At 66.0% G+C, this 26581-nt stretch carries 28 protein-coding genes; 11 read left to right on the top strand and 17 right to left on the bottom strand.

Going from position 1 to position 26581, the window contains the following annotated elements; genetic code table 11:
* The first annotated feature begins 156 nt into the window (after nt 1-156).
* The 5 genes from C449_RS11770 (at nt 157) to C449_RS11750 (ending at nt 5534) form a co-directional block, all read left to right on the top strand.
* Nucleotides 157-1149, top strand: a complete 993-nt coding sequence (locus C449_RS11770; RefSeq protein WP_006078242.1) for an AAA family ATPase — start codon at nt 157-159, stop codon at nt 1147-1149.
* On the top strand, nt 1146-2129 hold the full coding sequence (locus tag C449_RS11765) for a DUF58 domain-containing protein (RefSeq protein ID WP_006078241.1): 984 nt from the start codon (nt 1146-1148) through the stop codon (nt 2127-2129). The genes C449_RS11770 and C449_RS11765 overlap by 4 nt, the downstream gene beginning before the upstream one ends.
* Nucleotides 2126-4384 (top strand): transglutaminase TgpA family protein, encoded by a 2259-nt coding sequence (locus tag C449_RS11760; protein ID WP_006078240.1) that lies wholly within the window; start codon nt 2126-2128, stop codon nt 4382-4384. Before C449_RS11765 ends, C449_RS11760 begins: the two co-directional genes overlap by 4 nt.
* A 69-nt stretch (nt 4385-4453) precedes the next feature.
* Nucleotides 4454-4747 carry a stress response translation initiation inhibitor YciH gene (yciH, locus tag C449_RS11755; RefSeq protein WP_005045476.1) on the top strand — a complete coding sequence of 98 codons (294 nt, stop codon included), beginning with the start codon at nt 4454-4456 and terminating at the stop codon, nt 4745-4747.
* A gap of 412 nt (nt 4748-5159) precedes the next feature.
* Entirely contained in the window at nt 5160-5534 is a 375-nt protein-coding gene (locus C449_RS11750; RefSeq protein ID WP_006078239.1) for a hypothetical protein, read from the top strand.
* Between the two features lie 15 nt (nt 5535-5549).
* Here C449_RS11750 and C449_RS11745 read toward each other — a convergent pair whose 3' ends face one another.
* The 6 genes from C449_RS11745 to C449_RS11720 all read right to left on the bottom strand — a co-directional run bounded on the left by C449_RS11745 (nt 5550) and on the right by C449_RS11720 (nt 9016).
* Nucleotides 5550-5936, bottom strand: coding sequence for a rhodanese-like domain-containing protein (locus C449_RS11745; RefSeq protein WP_006078238.1), 387 nt, complete (start codon nt 5934-5936; stop codon nt 5550-5552).
* A 68-nt stretch (nt 5937-6004) separates the two neighbouring features.
* Complete coding sequence (locus tag C449_RS11740; protein WP_006078237.1) at nt 6005-6559, bottom strand: NUDIX hydrolase; 555 nt, start codon at nt 6557-6559, stop codon at nt 6005-6007.
* Nucleotides 6556-7098, bottom strand: a complete 543-nt coding sequence (locus tag C449_RS11735) for an NUDIX hydrolase (RefSeq protein WP_006078236.1) — start codon at nt 7096-7098, stop codon at nt 6556-6558. Before C449_RS11735 ends, C449_RS11740 begins: the two co-directional genes overlap by 4 nt.
* 499 nt (nt 7099-7597) lie before the next feature.
* Nucleotides 7598-8014, bottom strand: a complete 417-nt coding sequence (locus tag C449_RS11730) for a DUF5809 family protein (protein WP_006078235.1) — start codon at nt 8012-8014, stop codon at nt 7598-7600.
* A 24-nt stretch (nt 8015-8038) separates the two neighbouring features.
* The gene (locus tag C449_RS11725) at nt 8039-8530 is read right to left on the bottom strand and encodes a DUF5810 domain-containing protein (protein ID WP_006078234.1); all 492 of its coding nucleotides are present in this window, start codon (nt 8528-8530) and stop codon (nt 8039-8041) included.
* 54 nt (nt 8531-8584) lie between these two features.
* The gene (locus C449_RS11720; RefSeq protein WP_006078233.1) at nt 8585-9016 is read right to left on the bottom strand and encodes a zinc ribbon domain-containing protein; all 432 of its coding nucleotides are present in this window, start codon (nt 9014-9016) and stop codon (nt 8585-8587) included.
* A 135-nt stretch (nt 9017-9151) separates the two neighbouring features.
* Between C449_RS11720 and C449_RS11715 the strand changes: the two genes are divergently transcribed.
* The gene (locus tag C449_RS11715; protein WP_006078232.1) at nt 9152-9877 is read left to right on the top strand and encodes a diphthine--ammonia ligase; all 726 of its coding nucleotides are present in this window, start codon (nt 9152-9154) and stop codon (nt 9875-9877) included.
* A 16-nt stretch (nt 9878-9893) separates the two neighbouring features.
* On the opposite strand, the gene C449_RS18855 is transcribed toward C449_RS11715, so the two are convergent.
* The 5 genes from C449_RS18855 to C449_RS11695 all read right to left on the bottom strand — a co-directional run bounded on the left by C449_RS18855 (nt 9894) and on the right by C449_RS11695 (nt 14683).
* The gene (locus tag C449_RS18855; protein ID WP_275039170.1) at nt 9894-10019 is read right to left on the bottom strand and encodes a hypothetical protein; all 126 of its coding nucleotides are present in this window, start codon (nt 10017-10019) and stop codon (nt 9894-9896) included.
* Between the two features lie 91 nt (nt 10020-10110).
* Nucleotides 10111-11082: a sugar phosphate nucleotidyltransferase gene (locus tag C449_RS11710; RefSeq protein WP_006078231.1), complete on the bottom strand. Its 972-nt coding sequence runs from the start codon at nt 11080-11082 to the stop codon at nt 10111-10113.
* Nucleotides 11083-11332: 250 nt separating this feature from the next.
* Nucleotides 11333-13132, bottom strand: a complete 1800-nt coding sequence (locus C449_RS11705) for a PHP domain-containing protein (protein ID WP_006078230.1) — start codon at nt 13130-13132, stop codon at nt 11333-11335.
* Nucleotides 13133-13166: 34 nt separating this feature from the next.
* Nucleotides 13167-14270 carry a methylmalonyl Co-A mutase-associated GTPase MeaB gene (meaB, locus tag C449_RS11700; protein WP_006078229.1) on the bottom strand — a complete coding sequence of 368 codons (1104 nt, stop codon included), beginning with the start codon at nt 14268-14270 and terminating at the stop codon, nt 13167-13169.
* Nucleotides 14267-14683 carry a cobalamin B12-binding domain-containing protein gene (locus C449_RS11695; protein WP_006078228.1) on the bottom strand — a complete coding sequence of 139 codons (417 nt, stop codon included), beginning with the start codon at nt 14681-14683 and terminating at the stop codon, nt 14267-14269. The genes meaB and C449_RS11695 overlap by 4 nt, the downstream gene beginning before the upstream one ends.
* Before the next feature lie 122 nt (nt 14684-14805).
* On the opposite strand from C449_RS11695, the gene C449_RS11690 reads away from it, so the two are divergent.
* Nucleotides 14806-15414 (top strand): DUF420 domain-containing protein, encoded by a 609-nt coding sequence (locus C449_RS11690; protein WP_006078227.1) that lies wholly within the window; start codon nt 14806-14808, stop codon nt 15412-15414.
* A 445-nt stretch (nt 15415-15859) separates the two neighbouring features.
* Here the strand turns inward: C449_RS11690 and C449_RS11680 are convergent, their stop codons facing one another.
* From C449_RS11680 to C449_RS11660, 5 genes are all read right to left on the bottom strand, one after another.
* Nucleotides 15860-16612, bottom strand: a complete 753-nt coding sequence (locus C449_RS11680) for an ABC transporter permease (protein ID WP_006078225.1) — start codon at nt 16610-16612, stop codon at nt 15860-15862.
* Entirely contained in the window at nt 16609-17661 is a 1053-nt protein-coding gene (locus C449_RS11675; RefSeq protein WP_006078224.1) for an ABC transporter ATP-binding protein, read from the bottom strand. The genes C449_RS11680 and C449_RS11675 overlap by 4 nt, the downstream gene beginning before the upstream one ends.
* A 72-nt stretch (nt 17662-17733) precedes the next feature.
* Nucleotides 17734-17964 (bottom strand): SelT/SelW/SelH family protein, encoded by a 231-nt coding sequence (locus C449_RS11670; protein WP_006078222.1) that lies wholly within the window; start codon nt 17962-17964, stop codon nt 17734-17736.
* Between the two features lie 70 nt (nt 17965-18034).
* Nucleotides 18035-18712: a DUF7546 family protein gene (locus C449_RS11665; RefSeq protein WP_006078221.1), complete on the bottom strand. Its 678-nt coding sequence runs from the start codon at nt 18710-18712 to the stop codon at nt 18035-18037.
* 22 nt (nt 18713-18734) lie between these two features.
* Complete coding sequence (locus C449_RS11660) at nt 18735-20243, bottom strand: heme o synthase (protein WP_049914147.1); 1509 nt, start codon at nt 20241-20243, stop codon at nt 18735-18737.
* A 94-nt stretch (nt 20244-20337) separates the two neighbouring features.
* Here C449_RS11660 and coxB point away from each other — a divergent pair, with 94 nt between their 5' ends.
* Together coxB and C449_RS11650 are read left to right on the top strand one after the other, a co-directional pair.
* A complete protein-coding gene (coxB, locus tag C449_RS11655) occupies nt 20338-21198 on the top strand; it encodes a cytochrome c oxidase subunit II (protein WP_006078219.1) in 861 nt (286 codons plus the stop codon).
* A gap of 232 nt (nt 21199-21430) precedes the next feature.
* Nucleotides 21431-24682 (top strand): FAD-binding and (Fe-S)-binding domain-containing protein, encoded by a 3252-nt coding sequence (locus C449_RS11650; protein ID WP_006078218.1) that lies wholly within the window; start codon nt 21431-21433, stop codon nt 24680-24682.
* A 39-nt stretch (nt 24683-24721) separates the two neighbouring features.
* On the opposite strand, the gene C449_RS11645 is transcribed toward C449_RS11650, so the two are convergent.
* Nucleotides 24722-25582 (bottom strand): cytochrome c oxidase subunit 3, encoded by an 861-nt coding sequence (locus tag C449_RS11645; protein WP_006078217.1) that lies wholly within the window; start codon nt 25580-25582, stop codon nt 24722-24724.
* Between the two features lie 116 nt (nt 25583-25698).
* On the opposite strand from C449_RS11645, the gene C449_RS11640 reads away from it, so the two are divergent.
* Nucleotides 25699-26103 carry a DUF7541 family protein gene (locus C449_RS11640; protein ID WP_006078216.1) on the top strand — a complete coding sequence of 135 codons (405 nt, stop codon included), beginning with the start codon at nt 25699-25701 and terminating at the stop codon, nt 26101-26103.
* A gap of 40 nt (nt 26104-26143) precedes the next feature.
* Nucleotides 26144-26536: a DUF6684 family protein gene (locus C449_RS11635; RefSeq protein WP_006078215.1), complete on the top strand. Its 393-nt coding sequence runs from the start codon at nt 26144-26146 to the stop codon at nt 26534-26536.
* Nucleotides 26537-26581: the final 45 nt, after the last annotated feature.

The following is a 26581-nucleotide window of genomic DNA, read 5'->3' as shown; positions in this document are numbered from 1 at the left end:
CGTTCGCCAGTGTCCGGTGAATCCATCTGTCTCGGGGGTGTGTGGCAGTCACATGCGAACAGTAAGGTTACAAGCGTGCGGCCCCAGAAACAGCCACGAGAACGAGTCGGCGAGCGTCCCCAATGTCGGCCCGTTACCCACGCTAGCCTACAATCCATGACGGATGCGAACACCGACACAGAGTCCGGCCGAGTCGAGACGACACATCCAGAAACCGAACGGCAGCTGTCGATCGACGAGGTCGGCGACCTCGCCCGAACCGTCATCGAGAACACCGAACGAGTGATCGTCGGCAGCCACGACGCGATCGAACACATCGTGACCGCGATACTCGGGCGCGGGCACGTCCTGCTGGAGGACGTTCCCGGTGTCGGCAAAACGATGCTCGCGCGCGCGATCGCGCGCTCGTTCGAGAGCTCCTTTTCCCGTGTGCAGTTCACGCCCGATTTGCTCCCTTCGGACGTGACTGGCACCAACGTGTTCAACCAGAAGACGCGGGAGTTCGACTTCCGGCCCGGCCCGATCTTCGCCAACGTAGTGCTCGGTGACGAGATCAATCGTGCGCCCCCAAAGACCCAGAGCGCGCTCCTCGAAGCGATGGAGGAGACCCAGGTCACCGTCGACGGCACTACCTACGCGCTCGAGCAACCCTTCACCGTTATCGCGACGCAGAACGCCATCGAACGGGGTCGCACCTACGAACTCCCGGTCGCCGAGGTAGATCGGTTCATGAAACGCCTCGAACTCGGCTATCCCGAGCCCGACGCCGAGTCGGCGATGCTCGACAGAACTGTCGGAACGCATCCGATCGATCGTCTCGAACCGGTCGCGACCCTCGACCAGCTCCGGGGTGCGCGCGCCACGGTCGGCGAGGTCACGGTCGAGGGACCGATCCGCCAGTACGTCACTCGACTCGCCAACCACACCCGCGAACGGGCCGAACTCGGTGTCAGTCCACGTGGCTCGCTCTCGCTCCTCCGGGCGGCCCAGGCGCGGGCCGCGCTCGACGGTCGAGGGTACGTGATCCCCGACGACATCCAGCACGAGGCCGAGGTGACGCTCGCCCATCGGATTCGGCCGGCGTCGGGAACCGACCGGACAGGTGCGGACGTGGTCAGGGCGGCGCTGTCGTCGGTCCGGGTCGAATGAGACCGACTCGCCGGGCGATCGTGCTCGCTTTCGTGTGTGTGCTCGCGGTCTGGCTCGCTGCGACGTTCGGCGCACGCTCGCTCAACGCGGTCGTGGTTCCTGGGGTTGTGGCGCTCGCTGCCGGCGCGATCCAGCTCCGTCTCGCTGATCGGCCGACGATCGATCGACGCCAGCCGACGGCGGGGTTTCCCGGCGAATCACGAACTATCCGCGTCGACATTGACGCCGACGACGCGCTGACCGCGCGGATCGAGGAGGTCGTCGACGACGGGCTCCGGACCGACTTCTCGCCCGCGAAGCGGGCGTTGCCGGCGACCCTCGAATACGACATCGAACTGGCGGAGCGTGGCGAATACCGATTGGGACCGCTCACGCTCACGGTGACGGACGTTCTCGGGCTGTTCACGAAGACGTTCACGTACGCCAAGCGGACGCCGCTGCTCATCTACCCGGAGTGTTACCGACTCACCGGCGTCGATAGCGCGTTCGGCGGCCACGACCCGTTCGACGACCGAGAGGCGTTCGACGAACTCCGGGAGTACGTCCCGGGCGACAGTCTCAGGGACGTCCACTGGAAGTCGAGCGCGAAGCGCGACGACCTCGTGGTGATGGAGTTCGACAGCGCGGCCGATGCGAGCGAGGTCACGGTCGCCGTCGAGGCGGTTGCCGGCTACGACGACGCGATGGCGACGGCGGCGGCCAGCATCGTCACCCACCTCCTCGACGCCGGCTTCGCAGTCGAACTGGTGTACCCCGGTGGCCGGATCGAGCAGGCGGGCGGCGACCCACAGCGCGAGCGGGTGTTGCGAACTCTCGCCCGTGCCGGCCCAGGTCGGGTCGAGTCGACCGATGCCGCTATTCACGTGCTCGCTGACGCGGGCGGTACCCACGTGACCGTCGCGGATCGCGAGACGCCGTTCGACCGACTGACCGGTGCGCGACCGACGCCCGCGGCCGCCGACGGGGGGCGTCGATCGTGAGTACCCGATCCGTCCTGTCGGACCGAACGTGGCTCGCCGGCGGACTGCGGCGCGGGCTTGCCCTTGGTGCGGCGGGGCTGCTCATCGCCTCGTTTCTGACCGTCTGTTTTCACGTGACCGACGTGGCCGGCGGGAGCGATCGACTCGTGTTGTTCGTGGTCGCGAGTCTCGTCGCGGCGACACTGCTCGCGCGATTCCTGCCGGCCGTGCTGGCGCTCGTGATCGCGGCGGCACTGTTCGCGGTCGGTCTCTGGAGCTACGTCCTCGCGGTGCCGAACGGCGAACTCCTGCTCCGATCGCTCGGCGCGGTGCGCGCCGACGTGCTCGCGCTGCTGACCGGGCTCTCGATCCTCCAGATCACGGAGGCAGGGATCTGGGCTGCGGGGTTCGCGCCCGCACCGGTCTTCCTGACGTGGTACTTCGCACTCCGGCGACGGTACGTCGCCGCGGCGGTCGTCGGCGGTGCGGCGCTCGGCTTCTTCGTGCTGACCAGCGATGCGGGCGTTCTCGTGGTGCTCGCTGGCGTTGCGGGGGCGGCAGGCGTCGTCGGCTTCGGCGAACTCGAGCGCTACGAGGGTCGATCGGGTCACGCCGAGGTGCTCGTGATCGTCCTCGCCGCAATGATCGTGCTCGCGCCGCTCGTGAGCATCGTCCCCGGCGGCGCATCCGACCCACTGGTTCCCTCTGGCGGCGGCGCTGGTGGCGCAAGCACCGTCGAGGGCAGCCTGCTGGCGGCCGGCGACCGGGTCGGGATCCAGGGATCGATCTCGCTCTCGCCGGAGGTGCGGTTCACCGTCGAGAGCAACAACGGAAGCTACTGGCGCGCAGCGGCCTACGACCGCTACACCGGCGGGAGCTGGGTTCGAACCGGCGACACCCGACCCTACGATGGCTCGATCGCCGGCCCGCCGGGGAACACCACGACGATCGAGCAGACGTTCACGGCCGAAACCTCGATCGGCGTCATGCCCGCAGCGTGGAAGCCGACTCAGGTCTCGGGCGAGCCGGCCGACGACGCGAGTGTGACCAACCTCGACGGCCTCCAGCCCGGGAACGCGTTCGAATCGGGCGACAGCTACTCCGTGGTGAGCCAGCAGCCGACCGCAACGCCCGACGAACTCCGCACGGCGGGACAAAACTACTCCGAAGACCTGCTGGAGCGCTACACCAACCTCCCGGGGAGCACGCCCGATCGGGTCGAACGCCGGACCGACCGGATCACGGCGAACGCCGACAACCCTTACGACACCGCACGGACCGTCGAACGCTGGCTCGAACGAACGAAGGGCTACTCGCTCAACGTCAGCCGGCCTGACGGCAACATCGCCGACGCGTTCCTCTTCGAGATGGAGCAGGGGTACTGCGTCTACTTCGCGACCACGATGGTCACGATGCTGCGCACGCAGGACATCCCAGCACGGTTCGTGACGGGGTACACCGAGGGTCAGCGCGTTGCCGAGGACGAGTGGGTCGTCCGGGGACTCGACAGTCACGCGTGGGTCGAGGTCTACTTCCCCGACACGGGGTGGGTTCGGTTCGATCCCACGCCCGGTGGCCCACGGACCGCAACCGAGGACACCTCCCTCGAAGACGCGCGCGCCAACAACGCAACCAACGTCGACACCAGCGGTTCGGCCGAGGGCGAGTGGACCCCGACGCCGACCGCGACGCCGATCGGCGGGGAGAACGACTCCGAGGCTGCCGACGCCGCTGACGGACAGCGTGGATTGCAGGGACTCGCCGAGGACGGAGCCACCAGCGTGAACGGAACGATAACTCCGCCACCGGTGGCCCAAAGCGGCGCTTCGGCGGCGACGAACGGCACGCCCGGCAACGCGTCGGGCTCGGGACCGAGCCTCCCCTCGCCGACGCGCGAGCAGTGGGCGTTCGGGCTGGTTGCATTCGTGGGGCTCGCCGCGGGTGTGCGGCGGAGTGACGCCGCCGAGCGAACGTATCGTGAGCTCTGGCTGCGCTATCTGCCCGACGACTCGCCGGCCGCCGAGGTCGAGGCTGCGTTCGAACGCCTCGAATATCTGCTCGAACAGCGCTATCGGGCGCGGCGCTCGGGCGAGACACCGCGCGAGTATCTCGCCGCCGTGGGAGCGGACGACCGTGCCGCACGCGTCGGGGAGCTATTCGAGCACGCTCGGTACGCGGGCTCGGCGACTCACGCCGAGGCCGACGAGGCGGCCGAGCTGATCGCCGATCTCGTCCGGGAGCGCACACCGATCCTCGGCCGGTTCCGCCGATCGTAACCGTTCACGACTGCGCCTGCGAGCGGTCCCGACAGTATTTAATATGGTGATACCATAGTGACCGGTGTAATGTCGGAAGTCTGCTCGACGTGCGGGCTGCCGGAGGAGCTCTGCGTCTGCGAAGACGTGGCCAGAGAATCCCAGCAGATCACGATCCGCATCGACGAGCGCCGCTACGGGAAGGAAGTAACGATCATCGAAGGGTTCGATCCACGCGACGTGGACATGAGCAGTCTGTCCTCGGACCTCAAATCGAAGTTCGCCTGCGGGGGCACCATCGAGGACGACGCGATCGAACTCCAGGGCAACCACACCGGCCGTGTTGAGGACTTCCTCCGCGACAAGGGCTACAACGTCGCCTAAACGTTTTTACTTCGTCGGGTGCGCTCGCTCCGCTCCCCGTTCGCAACGAGGCGCGAACGAAGTGAGCGCCTTGCGCCGCTCGCGCACCACTCTCTGCTCGCGGGCCGAAGGCCCGCTCGCACGGTACGAGGGACGCGGAGCGTCCCTCGCTACTCGCAAAAACGTTTATGAAAAACATCCGCTCGCGCCTTCGGCGCTCGCGGTAGAGCTGCTAGTGCCTTCCGCAACTGCCCGCGACCGCACTGCACAGCACAGCCGAAGCCCTCGGCGCGCTCCGCGCGTCTCGCCCTTCATCCACCAGGCTCGCACCGCAACCGCCAACCGGCGGCGTATCTTCGGTGTGGCGACAGCAGGATGGAGAGACGTGGTATGTTGCCAAAAATTTATATCGCGATGAACAGAACCGTGGTGCATGTTCAGTCGTCGGACGAAGGCACGCCTCGTTTTCCTCAGTAACGTTCTCCTGCTGCCGATCATGTACCGATTCGTCCGATGGCGTCGTGCTACCGGCGACGAGGAGTCACTCTCATTGGTTCCCCAATGGTTCGTTGCGGGAGTGGGATATCAGGCCGCGTACTACTGGGCCTACGATCACGACTTCGGAGCCATCCGAACGAGTCGCTGGCGTCGTGCGCTTTTCTCGGGTATTCAGTCCGCTCTCATGTCGAAGCTGTTCCCTCAGTCGGAGGGCGGTCGTCTCAGTTTCTCGATTGGGGGAAACGTTGGAGCGATCGCCTATCGGCTCTGGTACGGCGTGCTTCGACCGCTACCTGGTTCCGACGAGTGAGACAACGAATCGCCGCTAAAACGGGGCGTTGGTGGCCGTTTCGTCGGCGGTCGTCGCGCCGCTTGACGCCGTTCCATCGTCGACGGTCGCCGCTTCGAGATCACCGTCCCACGCATCGAGGCCGCCGGCGAGGCTCTGAATCGCGGCGTCGTCGGTGCTTTCGGCGGACTGGAAGAGCCACGCAGCCTTGAGGCTCGCCTTGCCGTGCGGGCAGACCGTCACGATACGGTCCGCGTCGTCGAACTCCTCGACTCGCTGGGGGAGTTCCTCGAAGGGGACGTTTTCACTGCCAGGGATGTGGCCGTGCGAGAACGCCGTTGCCGTGCGAATGTCGACGACTGCGACGGACTCGTCGGCGTCGAGAAGCCCGGCGAGTTCGTCGGGCGTAATTTCCTCGTCCATCGATGGACGTAATTGGTCGTCGAGCCCTAAACACCCAGCGACTCCGGTTGATCGGTTCGCTCGCCGCCTCAGAGTAGCCCCTCTTCACGGGCGAGCAAGAGCGGCGTGAGCGCGAGTCCGTTGACGGTGTCGCGCGAACGAACGACATCGAGGACCTCGTCGACCGGAGCCGTCGTCGTTTCGATGACCTCACCGTCGTCCGGCGCAGGTGTTCCTGGTTTGAGATCCGTGGCGAAGAAGACGTGGCGGACGTAGCGGGTCCATCCGGAGGGTACGTAGGATTCGACGTGTGAAAGTTCGTCTGCACGATATCCCGTCTCCTCGTGGAGTTCACGGTGTGCGGCCGCTGCCGGCTCCTCGTTGTCCTCGATTCCACCCGCTGGGAGTCCGATCGTGTGCGTTCGGAGGCGCGGACGGTACTGTTCGACGAGAACGAGTTCGTCGTCCGTGACCGCGAGGACGATCACAGCGTTCGAGGGGTTCAGCCAGTAATAGTTCGCGCGCTCGCCGTCGGGCCGCTCGACGACATCGTAGCCTGCCTCGAAGAAGGGTGTCTCCCACGCGACGACGGCCTCGTGGACCGGCCAATCGAGATCGGACCGCTTCCAGGGCTCGGTCGTCACAACAGGCCTTCTTCACGCGCGAGTAGGAGCCCCTCGATCGTGGCGTCGTTCGCCGGCTCCGATCGCGCGACCGCGAGCGCCTCGTCGAGTGGGACCGATGTCACTGTCAGGAACTCGTTGTCGTCGAGGTTGCGTTCGGTGGGTGTCAGCCCCTCGGCGAACGCGATCACCCGGCGGTGGCGGAGCACCCCCGTCGCAACCCAGAAGTCCTCTAGAATCGAGACGCCAGCGGGATCGAACCCGGTCTCCTCGCGGAGTTCGCGCGCGGCCGCTGTGCTCGCGGACTCGCCGTCCTCGATGATTCCGGCAGGCAGTTCGAGACACTGCTCGCCGATCGCGGGTCGGTACTGGTCGACGAAGACGATCTCGTCGTCGGTCCGGGCGACCACGACGACCGCCGGCGGGAGTGCGGCCCAGTAGTACTTTTTCGTGCTGCCGTCGGGCTGTTCGACGAGGTCGTACCCGCCGGTGTACCAGCCGGTCTCGTACTCCGTAACGGACTCGACGACCGGCCAATCGTGCTCCGCGCGCTCGCTCATGTCCCACCCTGCGCTCGGGGGGCGCTAAACGATGACGTTCCCGGTCAGCGCGAGTGTCGAATCGGATGGTATATTCTCGAACGGACGGGTCTGAACGGTCTACTCGTCGTACTCGGTGGTGACTACTGACTCCTCCAGGCGAATCACGTCGCAAACGAGAACCGCAGGCCATATCCTCCCCAACCGATTCGCTCACTCGCTTCGCTTGTTCGCTCATCCACCGTCAGAGCGTTGCTCTGACGAGCCTGCACTCGCTTCGCTCACGGCTCACTTCGTTCGCCGTCTTCTCGCGGGCCGAAGGTCTCGCGCTATTCGCATCGAGGTGCTCCCTATGGTCGCACCTCGCACCGCTCGTGCAGACCTCGCGCGAGTCGCACACTTCGTGCGCTCACGGGTCACGTTGCTCCCCGTTCGCATCGAGGTGCGAACGGAGTGAGCACCTCGCACCGCTCCCGCGCGCCGACCGCACCCGGACCGTAGCGGTTTCCGTCTTGGCGCTTCAAAATTCATCACGGTAGAGCCGACCGAACGCCTGTCTACGGAGGGTTTCGACCGCGGCGCGCTCCTCGTGGGCGAACGTTGCGGCGACCGCGCGGTCGGCGAACGGGGCGGCGTGCCACGCCACACGATCGACGTTCTCGTTGCCCGCGATCGTCACCTCGTAATCGGGGTTGCCCTCGCGCCACGTTTCGAACTCCTCGTGCGTACCGATGTGGATTTCGAGCGACGCGGCGAACAGCGCGTTCCGCGCGCGCTCGATCACCTCGCTCGTCACCCGTTCGTCGTATTCTGTCTTCTCGAACTCCATCGCGGTCGCTACCTCCCGGACCACCGTTTGAGCGGTCGGCCCGAGTGCGTCGAACCGCTCTTTCGCTTCCGCGGTCGTCGCCGGCGCAAACCGCCCCTCGGTGTGCATGGCGGCGGTTCGACCGGCGAACAGTTACCCGTTTTCGTCTCCGTTTGCGTCCGCCATGTCGCAGTCGTCGATCGTGTCACTGTCGTCGGTCGTACCGGACGCGCCGGGATCGTCTTCTGTGTTCGACTGCCGCGTCATCTCACGTGCCTTCTCGACGGCCGCAGCGGTTTCGGGGTCGAGATCCGTGCCGCCACGCGCATCCGGACTTCGAGTTCGTGACGGCGCTCCATCGCGGTCGTCCTCGAAGAGTTCGCCCGGGAGAGGATCGTCGCTGTCGTGATCGCGGTGGTCGTGACCGGTCGTGTCCTCGAAGACCTGTGGATACTCGGTCGACTCGGCGTGTTCGACGACGCGGTCGGCGAGGTCGCTCTCGCCGGCGTCGGCCCAGCCGGGTGCGTGGTCGTCGAGCCACGCCTCGTGGTCGTCGTCGCCGAGCATCGCGGTGAACGCGAGATGGTTGGCGAGGTGGCGCGCGTCGGCCTGTGGTGTCTCGCAGACCGGACAGGCGTATCCCATACTGGATCGAAGCGCTCCACGCGTTTCTATCCCGCGCCCGACGGTCGGTAGCGCCTACGAACCGTCCGCGTCGAACGGTTCGCCACACCACTGGCAGAAGTCGAATTCGCTGTCGCCTTCGCGTCCACAGTGTGGACAGTGCTGCTCGCCACCGTTTTCCTCCGTCGTCACAGCCGCCGCAGCGCGACGGTTGCGCCGGCGTGCGAGCCGGTAGGCGTCGATCGTGCTAAGCGCGAACAGGACGACGATGGCTGTGCTGGCCGCCGTCGGCAACGCCCGGCTGGCCGCCATGATCGTCTCGACCGAGATTCCGCCCGAGTCGGGGATGGCCGAGGTCGGCAGCGAGAGTGCGGTGGTCGCGAACACCAGCCCGAACCACAACAGCGCCCGGAGTCCCTTGCGGAGATAGAGATGCCCGGCTCCGGGGTACAGCAGCGCCAGTGCGACCGCGAGCCACGTCCGTGTTCCCGAACGCTGTCGACGCATCGTCCCCCGTAGCTGGGGCGGGATCCTTAACTTTCGGGTCTCGATCGGACTGCACCCCGCAGGCCGTCACCGACATGCGATTGGCAAACCCCGTTCGATCACAGCGGGTTTCCCACCGGACGTGGTAGTGACCCCATGACTGACGACGGCGGGTGGGTGAGCCTGTTCTCCGGCGGCAAGGACTCTTCGTGGGCGCTGTACCGCGCGCTCGAACGCGGGCTCCCGGTCGCCCACCTCTTGACCGTCCACGCCGAGACGGAGTCGTACATGTACCACATCCCCGCGACCGACCTCGCCGGTCTCGCCGCCGAGACCATCGGGATCGATCTCGTCGAGGTCGACCTCGATGCGGCGGGGGCCGACCAGACCGATTCGGGCGCGCGCGGCGACGCCGAGATCGAACCGCTCGAACGCGCGCTCCGAGACCTCGACACCCAGATCGACGGTGGTCTCGCGGGCGTGATCGCGGGCGCGGTCGAAAGCGAGTTCCAGACGAGCCGAATCGAGGCGCTCTGCGACCGGCTCGATGTCGACCTGTTCGCCCCGCTCTGGCAGCGCGATCCGCGCACGCTCGCCGCCGACATGCTGAACGCGGGGTTCGAGATCCGTGTAATCGATGTCGCCGCTCGCGGCCTCGACGAGTCGTGGCTCGGACGCACGCTCGACGCCGTTGCGTTCGACGAGCTCGAAGCCCTCCACGACGAGTACGGCGTCCATGTTCTCGGCGAGGGTGGCGAGTTCGAGACGCTCGTCACTGCTGGTCCACATATGGACCAGCGGCTCGAAATCGACTACGAAACGGAGTGGGACGGCGTTCGTGGGACGGTTCGGATCACCGACGCGTGGCTCGAACCCCGATAACCGTCAGCCGAGAACGCTATTCGCTTTCGAGGAGTGCCGGCTTGCCGAGGGGGAGCGAGCCGAACAACACGTAGTGAACCCCGAACGCGACGAGCACGACGCCGAGCAGCACCGCAATAGCCTGCTTCGCTCGTGATGACATGGCTCTCGATTACACGACGGCGGTAAAGAACGTTCCGACCCGATACGTCGATCCGATCGTCCGATCGATCGATCGATCGTCGTCGAGCCGATCAGCGCTTGCCGTCGGGAAGCATCGTGTGTGCGCCGACGAGCGCGCCGGCGAGGTCGGTTCCGACGACGTGGGCGTCCTCGTCCACGATCGAGTCCGTGACCGTCGCGTTCTCGATGGTGGCGTCGGGGAATATTACCGAGCGGTCGACGGTGGCGTTCTTGATCGTTGCGCCACCCATGATGTGGACGTCGTCGCCGATCTCGCTGTTCTCGACGGTCGCGTCGGGCTCGATCGCGGTGTCGCCGTTCAGCGCCCACGCGACGGTTTCGAGATAGCCTTCTGCGGTGCCGATGTCGAACCACGCGTCGTCGAAGGTGTAGGCATAGACCGGCCGCTGGGTCTGGAGCCATTGGACGAACCAGCCGGGTTCGTCGGGGTTGTTGTCGCCCGCGAGATACTCGTCGAAGGCGATCGCATCCGCCGGGAAGGCATAACACGCGATCGAGGCGAGCGTGCTCGGCGGATCGTCGGGTTTCTCCTCGAAGTCCACGACCCGATCCTCTTCGCCGAGTTCGAGGATACCGAACGACGTAGCGCGTTCACGGGAACCGACATCGTAGGCCGCGATCGTCGGGGCCTCGCGCGCCTCGAACTCGTTCACGAAGTCGCTGATCGAGAAGCTGATGAGGTTGTCTCCCGCGATCACGAGGAGATCGTCGTCGATCCTCTCGCGCTCGACGAGCTGGGCGAGCGCGCCGATGACGCCGAACTTCTCCGACTCGCCCGAGGTGTCCTCGACGCTGAGCTGCGGTTTCATGAAGTCGCTTTCGGCGAGGTGTTCCTCGAACGCACCCGCGAAGCGCTCGTTCGTGCTGACGTACACTTCGTCGATGCGTTCGTCGCTTTCCAACTCCTCGAAGATCCGGTCGATGATCACCGTGTCGCCCACCGGGAGAAACATCTTCGGCCGATGTTTCGTGATCGGCCAGAGCCGCGTCGCATAGCCGCCAGCGAGCACGATAGCCTGCATGCGCTTTCACACTCGGCGGCCCGGTAAGTCCTTTTTCATTGCACCAGCACCCCTTTACTCGTCTGGTGCGCTCGCTTCGCTCGCCTGCGGCTCGTTCGCGGTACGAGAATTAGTGCTTCCCGCCACCACACAGCACTGCCAGAGCCCTTGCTCTCTGCGGTCGATCGCCTTCGACCCACCAGGACCGTACCGCTATCAGCACCATATTACCATCTGTTGATTCGATCGACACTGAACGAAAACACCACGATCAGTCGGCGAGAAATGCGCGCAGCCCCGCGGCGTCGCGGGCGTTGAGCACGTCGTCGACCTCGGCCCAACCCCGACGGGCGGTGTGGACGCCGTAGCGAAGCAGCTCGTAGCTCGCCGGCCGGTGGGCGTCGGTATCGACGGTGATCGTCGCGCCGGCCTCGATCGCGGTCCGAACCGCACCGCCAGAGAGATCGAGTCGATGGGGATTCGCGTTCACCTCGAGCGCGACGCCGTGCTCGGCGGCCGCGTGCGCGACCCGTTCGAAATCGAGATCGAGGCCAGGACGCCGATTGAGATAGCGCCCGGTCGGGTGGCCGATTACGTCGACGTGGGGGTGCTCGATCGCCGTCACAAGCCGGTCGGTGCCATCGCCGTCGAGTCCGCTGTGCGGCGAGGCCACCACGAGATCGAGGTCGTCGAGCACCTCATCGCCGACCGACACCCCGCCATCGGCGTCGATGTTCGCTTCGACGCCACAGAGTACGTCGATGTCGGCGTCGACGGCGGCGGTCGCGTCCTCGATCGCGCCGCGCTGCTCGCGGAGATCGTCGTCGGCAAGCCCGGTGTCGGCGACGATTCCTGGTCCACTCGCGTGATCGGTGATACAGACGTACTCGTGACCGAACTCGGCCGCATCAGCGATCATCTCCTCGATCGAGTGCTTGCCGTCGGACCAGTCCGTGTGAACGTGGAGGTCGCCACGGACGGCGTCGAGTTCGACGAGGACCGGAAGATCGCCCGCGGCGGCCGCGTCGATCTCGCCGCTGTCCTCCCTGAGCTCGGGTGGAATCGGTGGGAGGTCGACCGCCTCGTACATTCCAGCCTCGGTCTCGCCCGCGACCCGCTCGCCGACTCGTTGACCGGATTCGGGATCGTCAACGTCGCTGACGCCGTCAGACTCGTCCGACGAGCCATCCGAGCCAAGCTCGGAGACGTCGAAGACGCCGTACTCGTTGACCTTCAGATCGCGCTCGATCGCACGGTTCCGAACCCCGATGTTGTGGTCGCGACTCCCCGTGAAATACTGGAGCGCGCTCCCGAACTCCTTGGGCACGACCACCCGAAGGTCCATCCGGACGCCGTTCGCGCGGAGGCTCGCCTTGCTCGTCCCCGCCTCGATCACGGCGTCGGCGCGGTCCCAGTCGGTGAATCGCTCGACCACGCTTCCGGGATCGTCGCTCGCGACGAGGAGATCCACGTCGCCGATGGTCTCGCGCCACCGCCGGAGCGAGCCCCCGAGTTCGCACCGTTCGACCGCCCCGTCTGCTCCACCAGCGACGTACTCCATTAGCGCCTCGCCGAGCGGGCGCGCGTCGCCGAGCAGCGAGCGCTCGTTCGCCTGGCGCGCGAACTCGATCCCCGCGAGGATGTTCTCCTCCGAGGTCGCGCCGAACCCGGAGATCTCGCGGATTTTCTCCTCCCGCGCGACGGTTTCGAGATCGTCGAGATCTTCGACACCGAGTTCGTCGTACAGTGTGCCGACCGTCTTCGGGCCGACGCCCTCGACGCTCGTGAGCGTGGCCATGTCGACCGGCAGCTCCGTCCGGAGCTCCTCCAGCTCCTCGATTGCGCCCGTTTCGACGTACTCGACGATCTTCGCGGCGAGCGCCTCGCCGACCCCCTCAATCGCCTCGACGCCATCTCCGCCGTCGGCCACGAGCGACTCGACGGACTCGGGGTACGCGCGGACGTTCTCGGCCGCTCGGCGGTAGGACTGTGGCTTGTACTCGACCCCGGTAGCTTCGAGTCGGTCGGCGAACTCCTCGAATCGGTCGGCGAGCTCGTCGTTTCGGCTCACACTGATCCTCCACCTCCCAGGGTCGCTACTCCCGTCATTCGTCCTCGCGGCGCTCGCGGAGACACGCCGCGACGGGATCGAGAACGTCGTCGGCGATCCCGTACGGATCGGTCTCGCCCGCAACGACGCCATCCACGAGGTCGTCGATCCCGCCGCGAGCGTCGATCTCCTCGGTGAGGAGTGCGGCGGTGTCCTCGCGCAGTAAGGTTCGAATCTCCTCGGCGTAGCGCTCGCGGGCCTTCGCTGCGGCCTCGCCGGTCGAATCGAGATGCGCGTGGTGGTCATCGATCGCGTCGAGGAACGCCTCGACGCCCTCGCCGCGGGTGGCGACCGCCTCGACGATCGGTGGCGTCCACACGGCGTCTGCTCCGTCCTCGTCGCCTGGTTCGGCCTCGGCTTGCTTGAGTGCGGCTCCGTCAGCCGCAGCAGCGTCGCTTTCGGTCGCTTCGGCGTGGTGGCCGTGGCTCGCGTGGTGGCCATCGTTCCTGCCCGAACCGGCGTTCCCGCGCAAGTCGAGCATCTCTCGAAGCTCTTGGACCGTTCTATCGGCCCCGTCGAGATCGGCCTTGTTCACCACGAACACGTCCGCGATCTCCAAGATTCCGGCCTTAAGCATCTGGACGTCGTCACCGCTGCCCGGTTGGACCAGCACGCAGACCGTGTCGGCGGTCTTCACGATGTCGATTTCGTTTTGCCCTGCGCCCACCGTCTCGACGATGATCCGGTCCTTCCCGAACGCGTCGAGCGCCTTCACCGCGTCCGCGGTCGCGATCGAGACGCCGCCGAGGCTGCCCCGTGCGCTCATCGACCGGAAGAACACGTCCATGTCGCCCACGTTCGAGGCCATCCGGATGCGATCGCCGAGCACCGCGCCACCGGTAAAGGGCGAGGACGGATCGATGGCGATCACACCCACGGTTTCGCCGCGGTCGCGGTACGTCTCGGCCATCTTGTCGACGAGGGTGGACTTCCCCGCGCCGGGACTTCCAGTGATGCCGATCACTTCGGCGGTGCCGGCGTGCTCGTAGAGCCCCGAGACGAGGTCTCGGTAGCCAGGCGCACGATTTTCGATGTTGGTGATCGTGCGCGCCAGCGCGCGGTGGTCGCCGTCGAGCAGCCGTTCGAGCAGGTCGCTCATCGCTCGGGGGCGTTCTCGCGGACGAATTCGATGGTGTCCTCCATCGACGCGCCGGGACCGAAGATCGCCGAGACGCCCTGCTCCTCGAGATCGTCTTTGTCCTTGTCGGGCACGATCCCACCGACCAGTACCAGGGTATCGTCGAGGGCGTCGTACTCGTCGAGGCCGTCCAAGATCTTGGGGACGAGGGTGTTGTGTGCGCCCGAGAGGATCGAGATCCCGAGCACGTCGACGTCCTCTTGGACCGCGGCCTGGACTACCTCGTCGGGCGAGCGATGCAGCCCCGAGTACACTACCTCGAAGCCCGCGTCGCGGAACGCTCGCGCGATGACGTGTGCGCCGCGGTCGTGGCCGTCGAGACCCACCTTGGCGACGAGACATCGGATCGGTTGCTGTGTCTGCCCCGCACTCATGCGGTAACGTTTGCCCGCCCGCGGTTTGGGTCTATCGGTAACGACGATGTGGATCGATTCTGTCTCTCGCCCGTTCGCCAGAAATCCGAAGACGGATACCACCCGCGGCCCGATCCCGACGTATGGCCACCGCGAGCGCCGAGGGGCCGGTGAAGCGACATCCGCTCGCCGTCACTGCCGTCCTCTCGGTCGTCGGCTACGTGCTCGTCCTCGGGAGTTTCGCCGGCATCGTCGACATCTTTCCGCCGATCGGGGAAGAGACCGTGCTGCTGTTCTCCGATGCGATCGCGGTCATCAACAGCCTCGCGCTGACCGCGCTGCTCGTTGGCTACGTCCTTATCCGCCGCGGAGACGTATGGCGACACCGCGCGGCGATGCTCACCGCGTTCACGCTGATCCTCGGCTTCCTCGTACTCTACCTCTGGAAGATCGGCGGCGGCTTCGAGAAGTCGATCGTGATCCGCGAGGGACAGTTCCTCGGTGCCTACGCCGGAATCATCGAGCCGATCTACCTCCTGATGCTCGCGATCCACATCCTGCTGTCGGCAGTCGCGGTCCCAGTCGTGATCTATCCCGTAGTGCTCGGACTGACCCACACACCCGCCGAACTCACAGAGACCGCCCACGCACGGATCGGTCGGATCGCGGTCGCGTCGTGGTCGCTGAGTCTCTTTCTGGGTGTCGTGACCTACTTCCTCTTGAATCACGTGTACAGCTGGGTTCCCCGATAGTCTCGGCCGCCGTATCACCTCTGGAAACTGCACTCAACCAAGCGGGCCGAACAGAACTCCCTCCACTACCACGGTACATACGACGCCAGAAGCAAGCATACAGACGAACCCGATCGCAAACGTGGCAAAGCGGTGTAGCCGTGATTTGTACTCGGGTTGCTCACCGATGGCGTTTTCGACAGTATTGCCAGTCGTCATCCATCCCGTCAGGCGTAGCAGTCCGATGGGAATCAACAGTCCTCCGATCATCGTGGGTGGAAACAGGAGAAAATAGCTGAGAGTGTACAGCAACGAATTCGGTTCACCCACTACACCCACTACAGCCTCACTACCCTGCTGGTGTTTGCGATCCCATGTCAAACTACTGTATACACTGGTCGTATCCGTGTCGATCGGTGGATTTTGGAGGAAGATGACAAGCCCCGGCCTCGTCGGAACGAATCAGTCAGTCCGTCCGCGGGAGCGCGTACGCTCCGAGCGCGACGAAGCCGACCGCGAGCACGCAGAGCACGATCAGGTCTCTGCCCCACACCGCCGCGCTGGCTTCGTTCGTCACCGCGCGCACGCCGCGTGCGAAGTAGGTGAGCGGCGAGAGATTCACGATCGGCTGGAACCAGGTCGGGAGCAGGTCGGGCGGGACGAACGTCTCCGAGAGAAAGAGGAGGGGCAGCGCGATCGTGTTGCTCGCGGCGATCGTCCCATCAGTAGAGTCGGCGAGGCTCCCGAGCAGCGCGCCGACCCCACAGAACAGCGCGACCGCGATCCCGATGAACGGGATCAGCGCCGGTGAGAGCGCCACCTCGGCTCCAGTGACGAGCACCACGAGCCCGAGGATGAGCAGGCTCGCGATCCCGATGATGACGACGTTGACGAGCGTCCGGGCGAGCAGCCACTCCGTCCGCGAGAGCGGCGTGGTCGCGAGCTTCTCGAAGCGGTTGCCGTCGCGGTGGCGCGCGACCGTGCTCCCGATCCGTGAGAGCGGCGTGAACAGCACCACGACCGCGAGGTAGCCAGGTACGTAGTAGCCCGCCGGTTCGGTGAACAGCCCGCCGCCCGTGGGCTGGGTCTGGACGAGCACGCCGAAGATCAAGATCAGGAGGACGGGGAAGAAAAACGTGAAAAACACCGCGGTCCGCCGCCGGAGGAACGATCGCCACGCCGCCGTGAACTCCGCTCCCACCCGGCCGGTGGCGGTCACTGGGCCACCTCCGTTTCACCTTCGCTCGCGCTTGGCTTCGCCGGTGTCTCCGCTTCCGTGTCGTCGCTATCGGTGTCTGTCGATTCCGCGATCGGTTCCCCGCCGCCGGTGACCGCTTGTCCGGTCACCGCGAGATAGACGTCTTCGAGATCGGGCTGTCGCCATTCGAGGCCGTCGTAGGCGATACCGGTGTCTTCGAGATCGTCGACCACCGAACCGATCTCCTCGGCCGCGATCCCGTGAATCACGAGTTCGGTGTCGCGCAGTTCGACCCGATGGCCGGTCTCGTCGAGCGCATCCGCTGCGGCCGCTGGCGACGGTGCCGTAGCGCCACTGGTGGCCGCGACATCCTCGCTCGGCTCGGTGACGAGATCGACCACGATCCGGTTCTCGCCACCGTGTTCGGCGACGAGGGCTGCGGGGGAGTCGACGGCGGCGAGGCGGCCGTCGGCGAGCAGCCCCACCCGGTCGGCGAGGCGCTCGGCTTCGGTCATGTCGTGGGTGGTGAGCAGTACCGTGGTGCCGCCGTCGGCGAGGTCGGCGAGGAGTCGCCGGAGATCACGACGGCCCGCGGGATCGATCCCCGTCGTGGGCTCGTCGAGCACGAGAAGGTCGGGGTCGTTCACGAGCGTCGCGCCGACGCAGGTCCGCCGGCGCTGGCCGCCCGAGAGGTTCTCGTAGTGGGTGTCGGCGGTGTCGGCGAGGCCGACGTCCGCAAGCACGTTCTCGACATCGCGGGGATCGTCGTAGAGGCCGGCGTAGTAGGCGACGAGTTCGCGCGCGCTCAGGCGTTCCGGTGGAGTGAACTCTTGGGGCAGGACGCCGAGACGCGACTTCGCGACGGTCGCGGGCGACTCGCCGAACACCGATACTTCGCCGTCGATGTCGGTCGTTCCGGTCAGCGCGCGGACCAGCGTGGTCTTGCCCGCACCGTTCGGTCCGACAAGGGCGAACACCTCGCCAGCGTCGACCGACAGCGAGACGCCGTCGAGCGCGACCCGATCGCCATACTCACGCCGGACGTCCTCGGCGACGAGTGCCCGTTCCATACCGAAACCGAGTGGCGGAGGCGTTCTAAGGGGATCGATTCGGCGACGATCGGTCGCACCGTTGACTGGCAGTCACAGCTGACTGCGGACTTCTCGGACGATTCCGTCGACGTCGTATTCGTCGTTGGCTTTGTCGAAGACGGTCTCGTCGTCGACCGTGACCGTGAGCACGCCGTGATCGCCGGTCACGAGCGCCACCCGGTCGAGTTCCTCGCCAAGACCGGCGAGCAGCGCGTGTTGGATTGCTTCGGCTCGTTCGAGGAAGCCACACGGGACGCAGTATTCGATCTCGACGGTTGCCATGCACCTCACGACGGACGCGGGCGATTTACGCTTTGCCCGTCCTCGTTCCTCTGCCGTGGCTACTGCGGCGCTACTCGCCACCGAACGGTCGCCAGTACAGCAGTCCGACCGTGACGACGAAGATCACGGTCGAGAGTCCGTACGATTCGGAAAGTGCAGCACTTGCGACCGCCGAGGAGCCTCCGGCGACGCCGCCGACGAGTGAGGCGATCACGGGCCACGTACAGCTCACACACGAGAACAGTCCGAGAACGCCCCCGATCGCCGAGCCCGCCACGTCGAGGACGGTGGCGTAGACGAGCGCGGCGAGCGCGACGTAGCCCACGATCCTGTACGGGAAGAGCACCAGTCGGATCGCCTCACCGCCATAGATCAGTGCGGGGCCCTGTCCCGGCGGCAGGGGGGCGATCCGGAGCCCGGTCGCCATCTCGCCGAGACCGGAGCCCACGAGCCCGCCAGCGTACGCGAGCACGGCGAAGTACCCGACCGCGAGCGCACTCGCGGCGTAGCGTCGCCGCCGACTCGCTGCCGGTGGATCGATCCGGAAGAGCGCCCAGAGACCGACGTTGATCCAGATGAACGGATAGACGTAGTATCGGATCGCGGTCGGCGTCACGTTCGGCTGGACGAGGTAGAGCAACAGCGCCAGAAGTTCGGCGGTGACGAGAATCGCGCCCCACAGTAGAGTTTCGGGGGTCGGACTGACACGGGCGAGGCGATCGCGGATGGCGATGCGGTCGTAGCTCATGGGTAGTATGGATGGTGTGAGATCACAACACGATGGCGTCGATCACGACCGCGACGAGCACCGCACCGAGGTACGCGTTCGACGCGTGAAACGCCCGGAACGCGGCGTTTTCGGTCCGCTCGCGGTGGAGTCGGACCACCGACCAGAGGAACACACCGCCGAAGGCGACCGTGGCCGCGGCGTAGAGCCAGCCGAGTTCGGCGACCGCCGCGAGCACGCTCGCGCCGAGGAGGGTCGCACCGAGATACCACAGGATGTGCCGGCGCGTGACCCGCTCACCACGGACCACGGGCATCATCGGGAAGTCGGCACGCTCGTAGTCATCCTTGTACGCGAGCGCGAGATTGTAGAAGTGCGCCGGCGTCCAGAGGAAGATCACACCCGCGAGCGCGAGTCCAGGGATCCCGATCTTCCCCGTTACGCCGACCCAGCCGATGATCGCCGGCAGCGCGCCCGCTGCACCCCCGAGTACCGTGTTCTGTACAGTATTGGGTTTGAGAACCAGGGTGTAGATCACGCTGTAAAACAGGATGGCACACAGCCCGAGCGCGGCCGCGAGCAGGTTCACGGTGAGGAACAGGCCGAGCGACGCGACCGCGAGCACGCAGCCGAAGGCCATCGCGTTGCGGACGCCCACTTCGTCGGTCGCGAGCGGCCGATCGGCGGTTCGCTGCATCCGGCGGTCGATGTCGCGTTCGAGGACGTGGTTGAACGTGCCGCTCGCGCCGATCGCGAGCACGCCACCGCCGAGCACCCGGACGACGGTGCCGGCGTCGAGCCCCGGCCCGGCGGCGAGCGCCATCCCGGCGGCTGCGACCAGACACAGCAGCCACATCAGCCGGGGTTTCATCAGCCGGAAGTACGCCGCCCCGACGGTTCGTGCGCGTTCGATCACCCCTCTGTCAACAGGGGACGGCGATCGCGTCGATACCGCTTCTACGTCGTTCTCGGCAACCGTCGGGTCACGGTGGCTATCGGCGGATGGTGTCTTAGTCGTCGTCCGGTCGTCTGTCGTCGCGGCCGATGGTGTGGCTTCGGCGAGCTGTGTGTCGCTGTCCGGTGCGGCCGCAGGAACATCGATTTCGAGCGTCCACGCGAGCGCGACGACGAGACCGGTGAAGATCCCGACGCCACAGAGCAGGTGGGCGGTCGAGATCCACGTCGCGCTGGTGGTTGCGGCGAGCGCACCGATCCCGATCTGGATCGGATAGAGCACGAACGGCACGGCGAGAACGGTCTTCGCGCGTCGTGGGGCCGGCGCGCGCCAGGCAGCGACGATCGCGCCGAGGACGAGCAGGCCGACGAGAGCCGCAGCGATGCGATGGCCCCACGCGATGGCGAGGCGTGGATTCGAGAGATCGACGCCGCAGGCTGGCCACGTCGTACACGCGGTGGCTGCGTGTGAGAGCGTCGTGGTCGCCCCGATCACGATCAGGAGGTAGACGCCGACGGCGGCGGCGGCGAGCAGCGTCGTCACCCGCGTCGGGACGGAATCTGTATGGGTGGCCACGGCTGGTGTAACTCGACTCATCGCTTCGTCGCGGTCGCACTTAGGCCCCGCGTTTTCGGCCACCGAACGGGAAAGTCAGCAGGTATTTATGCGCTACCGGCAAACTCCAGACCAAATGAAGCGAACGCGTATCGGCCTCTTCGCCCCGCTCGTCGTCGCGTTACTTCTCGTCGCTGTCGAGCCGGCGATGGCGCAGTCGGTCACCGAGCGGATGATCTCGAACCTGAACACCTCGCTGCTGTACGTGGCGATCCCGATCACGATCCTCGTCGAAGTCATCCTGATCTATACGGTTATCCGGTTCCGGAACAACGACGATCCCCAACCAACCAGGGAGAATCGCCGCCTCGAGATCACGTGGACGATCACGACCGCGATCATCCTACTGTTCGTCGGCCTCGCGTCGTTCGTCGTCCTCGCCAACCCCTACGTCTCGCTGGTCCCCGACGCGAGCGGCGGTCAGGCACAGGCCCAACAGCAGGCCCAGGCGGACGTACTGATCAACCAGTCGGGGGCGACCGCACCGCCGCCAGACAGTGACGCGGTCGAGGTCGAGGTCATCTCCTACCAGTGGGGCTGGACCTTCCACTACCCCGAGGCAGGTGTCAACGCCTCCACGCTCGCCGTTCCGAACGGGACCGACGCCTACTTCCATATCACCTCGACCGACGTGATCCACGCGGTCCACGTCCCCGAACTCGGGCTGAAACAGGACGCGGTCCCCGGTGAGTACAACACCATCAAGACCAAACCCACCGAACCCGGCTCCTACCAGCTCTACTGCGCCGAGTTCTGTGGCTCGGGTCACTCCGGGATGCTCGCGAACATGACCGTGATGCCCCAGGGCGAGTACCAGCAGTGGCTCAGCCAGCAGGAGGCAGCCGGCGGTAACGCCTCCGCGGGCGGCAACGCTTCGGCAGGCGGCAACACCTCCAACAGCTCGGCGATGAGTGCGGCCCCGGCGAAGCCAGCATAGCTGCTTTTCGACACGACGAACACCGCCCCCGACCGACGTCACGGCTGCTCGACCAAAGAATCATTCTTGCGCTCTCGCTTGCTGTAACCGTGCAACGCATTCGTCCAGTCCGCTCGGTCGTGCCGGTCACGCAACGAGCGACTCGACCGCGGACAATCGAGCCAGAACTCGGGAGGCGTCCCCGTGATTCGATCTCTCTTGCCGGGACCGAACGCTGGAGGATCGTCCGCCGATGAGTGGCGATTCGCACCGATCGCCGACGGCCGACCGGCCAGCACACGACGCGAACTACGACCACCAAAGCACGGCGGTGGCGCGACCGGAGCTCCTCGACGATCTCCAGTCACGCATCGAGGGCGACGCACGCTTCGATACCTACACCAGGCAGCTCTACGCCACCGACGCGAGTGCCTACGAAGTGACGCCCATCGGCGTCGTCTTTCCCCGCTCGACTGCCGACGTGGCAAGGGTAATGGACTACTGTGCCAAGCGGTCGATCCCGGTGCTTCCGCGCGGCGGCGGAACCAGTCTCGCGGGGCAGGCCGTCAACGAGGCCGTCGTCCTCGATTTCACTCGCTACATGGATTCGCTCGTCGATATCGATCCCGACGCGCGGACCGCACGCGCCCAGCCGGGGTGCTATCTCGGCGACATCGACGAAGCGCTCGAACCCCACGGCCTGAAGTTTGCACCCGACCCGGCGTGGGGCGACAAGAGCGCACTCGGTGGCGCGATCGGCAACAATTCGACGGGCGCACACTCGCTCGTGTACGGCAAGACCGACGCTTACGTCGAATCGTGCGAGGTCGTCCTCGCCGACGGCACCGTAACCGAGTTCGGCGAGTGCACGATCGAGGACCTCCGCGACCGCGCCGATCCAGCAGGGGACCTCGAAGCTCGGATTCACGCCGCTGTCGCCCGGATCCTTGACGAAGAGACGGACACGATCGAGAACGCCTACCCCGATCTGAAACGAAACGTTTCGGGATACGATCTCGATCGGCTGGTCGAAGACGCGCGCGAGACGCAGCACGTCTCGGAACGTGCGAGTAGCGCGGAACGGAGTTCCGCGGACCGTTCGAGCGGGCAGGGCCCGCGAGAAGACGGTGGAACCGCGAGCGAGTCGGGTAGCGTCAACCTCGCCCGGCTGCTCTGTGGCAGCGAGGGGACTCTCGCGATCGTCACCGAGGCCACCGTTTCGCTCGAACCGATCCCCGAGACGAAGGCCGTCGCGCTGCTGACTTACGACTCGCTCGGCGACGCGATGGCAGACGTCACCGCCATTCTCGAACACGATCCGGCCGCCGTCGAGGTGATGGACGACGTGCTGCTCGATCTCGCGCGTGACACCAGCGAGTTCGCCGACGTCGTCGGGATGCTACCCGACGAGACCGATTCGGTGCTCCTCGTGGAGTTCTACGCCGATTCCAACAGCGACGGGAGACAACAGGTCGCCGACCTGATCGCCGACAGAGTGCCCGACGGTGATCCGGATACCGAGCCGAGCGATGGCGCGGCCGAACGAACTGACGAGCCACGCTACGCCCGGGGGGCGATGGAGGCCCACGATGCCGACACTCGCGCACGGTTCTGGAAGCTCCGGAAATCAGGGCTCCCGATCCTGCTCTCACGGACCTCCGACGCGAAGCACATCTCGTTCATCGAGGACTGTGCCGTCCCGGCCGATCGCCTTCCGGAGTACGTCGCCGGTTTTCAGGAGATCCTCGACGACAACGACACGTTCGCGAGTTTCTACGCCCACGCCGGTCCCGGTGTGCTCCACGTTCGGCCGCTGATCGACACCAAAACCGTCGACGGCGTCGAGACGATGGAGCGCATCGCCGACGCCGTTACCGATCTCGTGGTCGATCTTGATGGATCGGTCTCGGGTGAACACGGCGACGGCCGGGCCCGCACCCAGTGGAACCGGAAACTCTACGGCGACCATCTCTGGGAGGTGTTTCGCGACCTCAAGCGTGCGTTCGATCCCGATTGGCTGCTGAACCCGGGCCAGGTCTGTGGCTTCCTCGATGAGGCGGCGGGCGACACTGGGGAGGAGTGTGCGGACGCACCTGATCTGGCCGCAAACCTCCGGTTCGACCCCGACTACGAGTTCGACGCCGGGTTCGATCCCGTACTCCAGTGGGACAACGAGAACGGCTTCGAGGGGATGGCCGAGCTTTGTCACGGCTGCGGCGGCTGTCGTGGTCACCAGTCGACCACCGGTGGCACGATGTGTCCGACCTATCGCGCCGCAGAGGAGGAAATTCTGAGTACGCGCGGCCGGGCGAACCTGCTCCGGCAGGCGATGAGCGGCGATCTCGCTGAAGACGAGGCGTTCGACGTCGAGTTCATGAACGAGGTGATGGACCTCTGTATCGGCTGCAAGGGCTGTGTGAACGACTGCCCGAGCGAAGTCGACATGGCCAAGATGAAAGCCGAAGTCACTCACGAACACCACCAGCGCCACGGGGTGAGCCTTCGCGACCGTGTTTTTGCGAACATCGATCGGCTCTCGGCGCTCGGGAGTCGCCTCGCGCCGCTCTCGAACTGGGCGTCCGAAATCTCGGGCGCACGCACCGTACTGGAAAAGACCGTCGGGATCGCCGCCGAGCGCAGTCTGCCGACCTTTCACGACGAGTCTTTCGAGGACTGGTTCGAAGCACGCGGCGGCGCGTGGGTGCCGGCCAGCGACGCCGAACGACAGGTTCTGCTGTTTCCGGACACCTACACCAACTACAACCATCCGGAAGCCGGGAAAGCCGCCGTCAGGGTGCTCGAAGCCGCCGGTGTCCACATCCGGCTGCCGCTCGGCGTCGCCGACAGCGGTCGGCCCGCGTTCTCGAAGGGGTTTCTCGACAAGGCACGTGCGGCCGCCGAGCAGAACGTCGCCGCGCTCGCGCCGCTGACTCGGCGGGGGTGGGACGTCGTGGTCGTCGAACCCTCCGACGCGGTGATGTTCCAGTCCGACTACCCGGACTTGCTCGGAGGCGATGATGAGAGCGTTCCGACAGGCACCGTCCCGGCCGGTGAGGGCGGCGAGCAGCCGGCAACGGACGGTGGATCGACGAAAAGCGATGTCGAAGTCGTTGCCAGAAGCACCTACGGCGTGATGGAGTACGTCGATCGGCTCCGTCTCGACGAGGCGCTCGACGCTGCCACCCCCGACGAATCACTCACGTATCACGGTCACTGCCACCAGAAAGCCACGAAGAAGGACCACCACGCTGTCGGCGTCCTGCGACGAGCGGGCTACGACATCGATCCGCTGGATTCGGGCTGCTGTGGGATGGCCGGTTCGTTCGGCTACGAGGCCGAACATCTCTCGATGAGTCGGGCGATCGCCGACGTGCTCTTCGATCAGGTGGGCCGAAGCGATGGCGATCGGGTCGTCGCGCCCGGTGCGTCCTGCCGGAGTCAACTCGGCGAGCGAGCGGACTCCGAGCCGCCACATCCGGTCGAGAAACTCGCCGAGACGCTCTGATCGACTGTTCCGGTCAGCAAAACCGCGCTCTGACGGTCCTCAGACGTTCGCCACAGCGCCGACGTACAGCACCACCACGAGGAAGAGCCAGACCACGTCGACGAAGTGCCAGTACATCGAAACCGTGCTCACGGAGGTGTGACGTTCGGCGGAGTACTGGCCGGCGAACGCCCGCACGAGCACGATCCCGATCAAGACTGCGCCCAGCGTGACGTGGAGGCCGTGAAGTCCCGTGAGCCCGAAGAAGGCGCTCGCGAAGATCCCGCTGGTGAGCGTGAAGCCCTCCTCGACGATGAAGGTGTAGTATTCGAGGATCTGGCCGCCGATGAAGACTATCCCGAGAAGCGCGGTGGCGGAGAGCAGGCCGAGGAAGCGCCGACGATTGCCCTTCCGGAGCGCGACCTCGGCGAAGTGGAACGTGAAGCTGCTGACCACGAGGATCGCGGTGTTGGCGAGAACGAGCGAGCTTAGCAGATGCGGAAGCTCGCCGGGTGCCCACGTGCCGACTCGGATGAAGAAGTAGTAGATGAACCCCGCGCCGAAGGTGGCGATCTCGGTCCCGAGGAACAGGACCATCGCGAATCGGAGGGTGTCCGCGCTGTGTTCGTCGGTGCCACGCGTCCAGAAGTCGGCGATGAAGGCGTGATACAGCCAGCCGAACAGGCCACCGAGGAAGAGTCCGGTGCTGGCGATGAACACCGCCGGACCGGCCATCGGTGACACGATTTCCACGTCGCCACGCCCCAGCAAGAACAGGGCCGCGCCGACGTACAGTCCGGCCGCACCCGCCGCGCTCACGAACGGCCACCAGCTCGCCTCGCCGAACCCGCGCGGCCAGTCCTCGTCCGCCGGGAGGTGATGGCCGCCGTGGTCCTCCGCCGTATCGTCCGCTGTTCCCATGCGATCGGGTTGCGGACCGACCACCAAAAACCCTCCCAACCTCCTCGGTCGCCACGATCGTCGACGGTCGCGGTGGCTTTCGATGGATTTCTTACGTTCGCTACCCAACGATGGATATGGACGACCAGCCCGGGATCAGCGACCAGTACCGGATGTCGAGCCCCTGGCCGCTGATCGTGGTCCTCGGGTTCGTGTGTTCGGAGCTCGGCCTCCTGTTCAACGTCTTCCCGGTCGCCGTTGGCGGTCTCCTGTTGCTCGTCGGGTCGGTCGCGGGGATCGTCCAGGAGTCGGGCTACGCCGAGCGACCCTGGAACCTGCTCGTGGGGCTCGGGCTCGCGCTCGTGGCGCTCGGCGGTATCCTCGCGTTCACCCAGCTCGACAGCCTCTCCGTCGACGCGCTCGCGAGCACCCTGCTCAACCCCAGCGGGATCGTCACCCGTGGTGTGGCGCTCGCAGTCGCGGGACTGGTCGCCGCACTCGTGGGGGCCGGCGGACGGTACGTCGAGAGCGATCCGTACTGAACCGACAACCTATTTATCGGGCTGGTCGAACCCGCGGCCAATGTCAGAGCGTACCTTCGACCGCGAGACCCTCCTCGATCTCACGGTCAACGTCATCCCCCTGGGGATCATCCTGTTTTTCGTGGTGCTGTTTCTCGTCGTCAGGCCGTGGGAACAGAACCTCTTTCTGACGGCAGTGAGCATGGCGCTGCTGGTGGTTCCCTTCGTCGCGCTCGCGCTCCTCACGTACTTCTCCGGGCGGGCGATCGCCGGGGCCGAACAGGCCGACACCGAAGTGGCGGCCACCGATTCCAGCACCGCCGAATCCGGCTCGAAGGGCGCGAGTGCTGACCTCGCTGATGGCGTCACCGCCGATAGGGCCGACGACGAAACGACGGCCGATCGGGATGACGACGATCTCGAACCCGCCGTCACCGAAGCCGACTCGAAGTGATCGATCGGCCGGTCTTGACCGGCCACCGAAACGTCTCCACTCCCG

The sequence above is a fragment of the Halococcus saccharolyticus DSM 5350 genome (assembly GCF_000336915.1).
GTDB classification, from domain to species: domain Archaea; phylum Halobacteriota; class Halobacteria; order Halobacteriales; family Halococcaceae; genus Halococcus; species Halococcus saccharolyticus.
This window is presented reverse-complemented; position numbering and strand designations above follow the sequence as displayed.

Bases quoted from the DNA above. Each gene is read 5' to 3' on its own strand.
- C449_RS11770 (WP_006078242.1), top strand. From the start codon at position 157: ATGACGGATGCGAACACCGACACAGAGTCCGGCCGAGTCGAGACGACA.
- C449_RS11765 (WP_006078241.1), top strand. From the start codon at position 1,146: ATGAGACCGACTCGCCGGGCGATCGTGCTCGCTTTCGTGTGTGTGCTC.
- yciH (WP_005045476.1), top strand. From the start codon at position 4,454: ATGTCGGAAGTCTGCTCGACGTGCGGGCTGCCGGAGGAGCTCTGCGTC.
- C449_RS11750 (WP_006078239.1), top strand. From the start codon at position 5,160: ATGTTCAGTCGTCGGACGAAGGCACGCCTCGTTTTCCTCAGTAACGTT.
- C449_RS11745 (WP_006078238.1), bottom strand. From the start codon at position 5,936: ATGGACGAGGAAATTACGCCCGACGAACTCGCCGGGCTTCTCGACGCC.
- C449_RS11735 (WP_006078236.1), bottom strand. From the start codon at position 7,098: ATGAGCGAGCGCGCGGAGCACGATTGGCCGGTCGTCGAGTCCGTTACG.
- C449_RS11730 (WP_006078235.1), bottom strand. From the start codon at position 8,014: ATGCACACCGAGGGGCGGTTTGCGCCGGCGACGACCGCGGAAGCGAAA.
- C449_RS11725 (WP_006078234.1), bottom strand. From the start codon at position 8,530: ATGGGATACGCCTGTCCGGTCTGCGAGACACCACAGGCCGACGCGCGC.
- C449_RS11720 (WP_006078233.1), bottom strand. From the start codon at position 9,016: ATGCGTCGACAGCGTTCGGGAACACGGACGTGGCTCGCGGTCGCACTG.
- C449_RS11715 (WP_006078232.1), top strand. From the start codon at position 9,152: ATGACTGACGACGGCGGGTGGGTGAGCCTGTTCTCCGGCGGCAAGGAC.
- C449_RS18855 (WP_275039170.1), bottom strand. From the start codon at position 10,019: ATGTCATCACGAGCGAAGCAGGCTATTGCGGTGCTGCTCGGCGTCGTG.
- C449_RS11710 (WP_006078231.1), bottom strand. From the start codon at position 11,082: ATGCAGGCTATCGTGCTCGCTGGCGGCTATGCGACGCGGCTCTGGCCG.
- meaB (WP_006078229.1), bottom strand. From the start codon at position 14,270: ATGAGCGACCTGCTCGAACGGCTGCTCGACGGCGACCACCGCGCGCTG.
- C449_RS11695 (WP_006078228.1), bottom strand. From the start codon at position 14,683: ATGAGTGCGGGGCAGACACAGCAACCGATCCGATGTCTCGTCGCCAAG.
- C449_RS11690 (WP_006078227.1), top strand. From the start codon at position 14,806: ATGGCCACCGCGAGCGCCGAGGGGCCGGTGAAGCGACATCCGCTCGCC.
- C449_RS11675 (WP_006078224.1), bottom strand. From the start codon at position 17,661: ATGGAACGGGCACTCGTCGCCGAGGACGTCCGGCGTGAGTATGGCGAT.
- C449_RS11670 (WP_006078222.1), bottom strand. From the start codon at position 17,964: ATGGCAACCGTCGAGATCGAATACTGCGTCCCGTGTGGCTTCCTCGAA.
- C449_RS11665 (WP_006078221.1), bottom strand. From the start codon at position 18,712: ATGAGCTACGACCGCATCGCCATCCGCGATCGCCTCGCCCGTGTCAGT.
- C449_RS11660 (WP_049914147.1), bottom strand. From the start codon at position 20,243: ATGAGTCGAGTTACACCAGCCGTGGCCACCCATACAGATTCCGTCCCG.
- coxB (WP_006078219.1), top strand. From the start codon at position 20,338: ATGAAGCGAACGCGTATCGGCCTCTTCGCCCCGCTCGTCGTCGCGTTA.
- C449_RS11650 (WP_006078218.1), top strand. From the start codon at position 21,431: ATGAGTGGCGATTCGCACCGATCGCCGACGGCCGACCGGCCAGCACAC.
- C449_RS11645 (WP_006078217.1), bottom strand. From the start codon at position 25,582: ATGGGAACAGCGGACGATACGGCGGAGGACCACGGCGGCCATCACCTC.
- C449_RS11640 (WP_006078216.1), top strand. From the start codon at position 25,699: ATGGACGACCAGCCCGGGATCAGCGACCAGTACCGGATGTCGAGCCCC.
- C449_RS11635 (WP_006078215.1), top strand. From the start codon at position 26,144: ATGTCAGAGCGTACCTTCGACCGCGAGACCCTCCTCGATCTCACGGTC.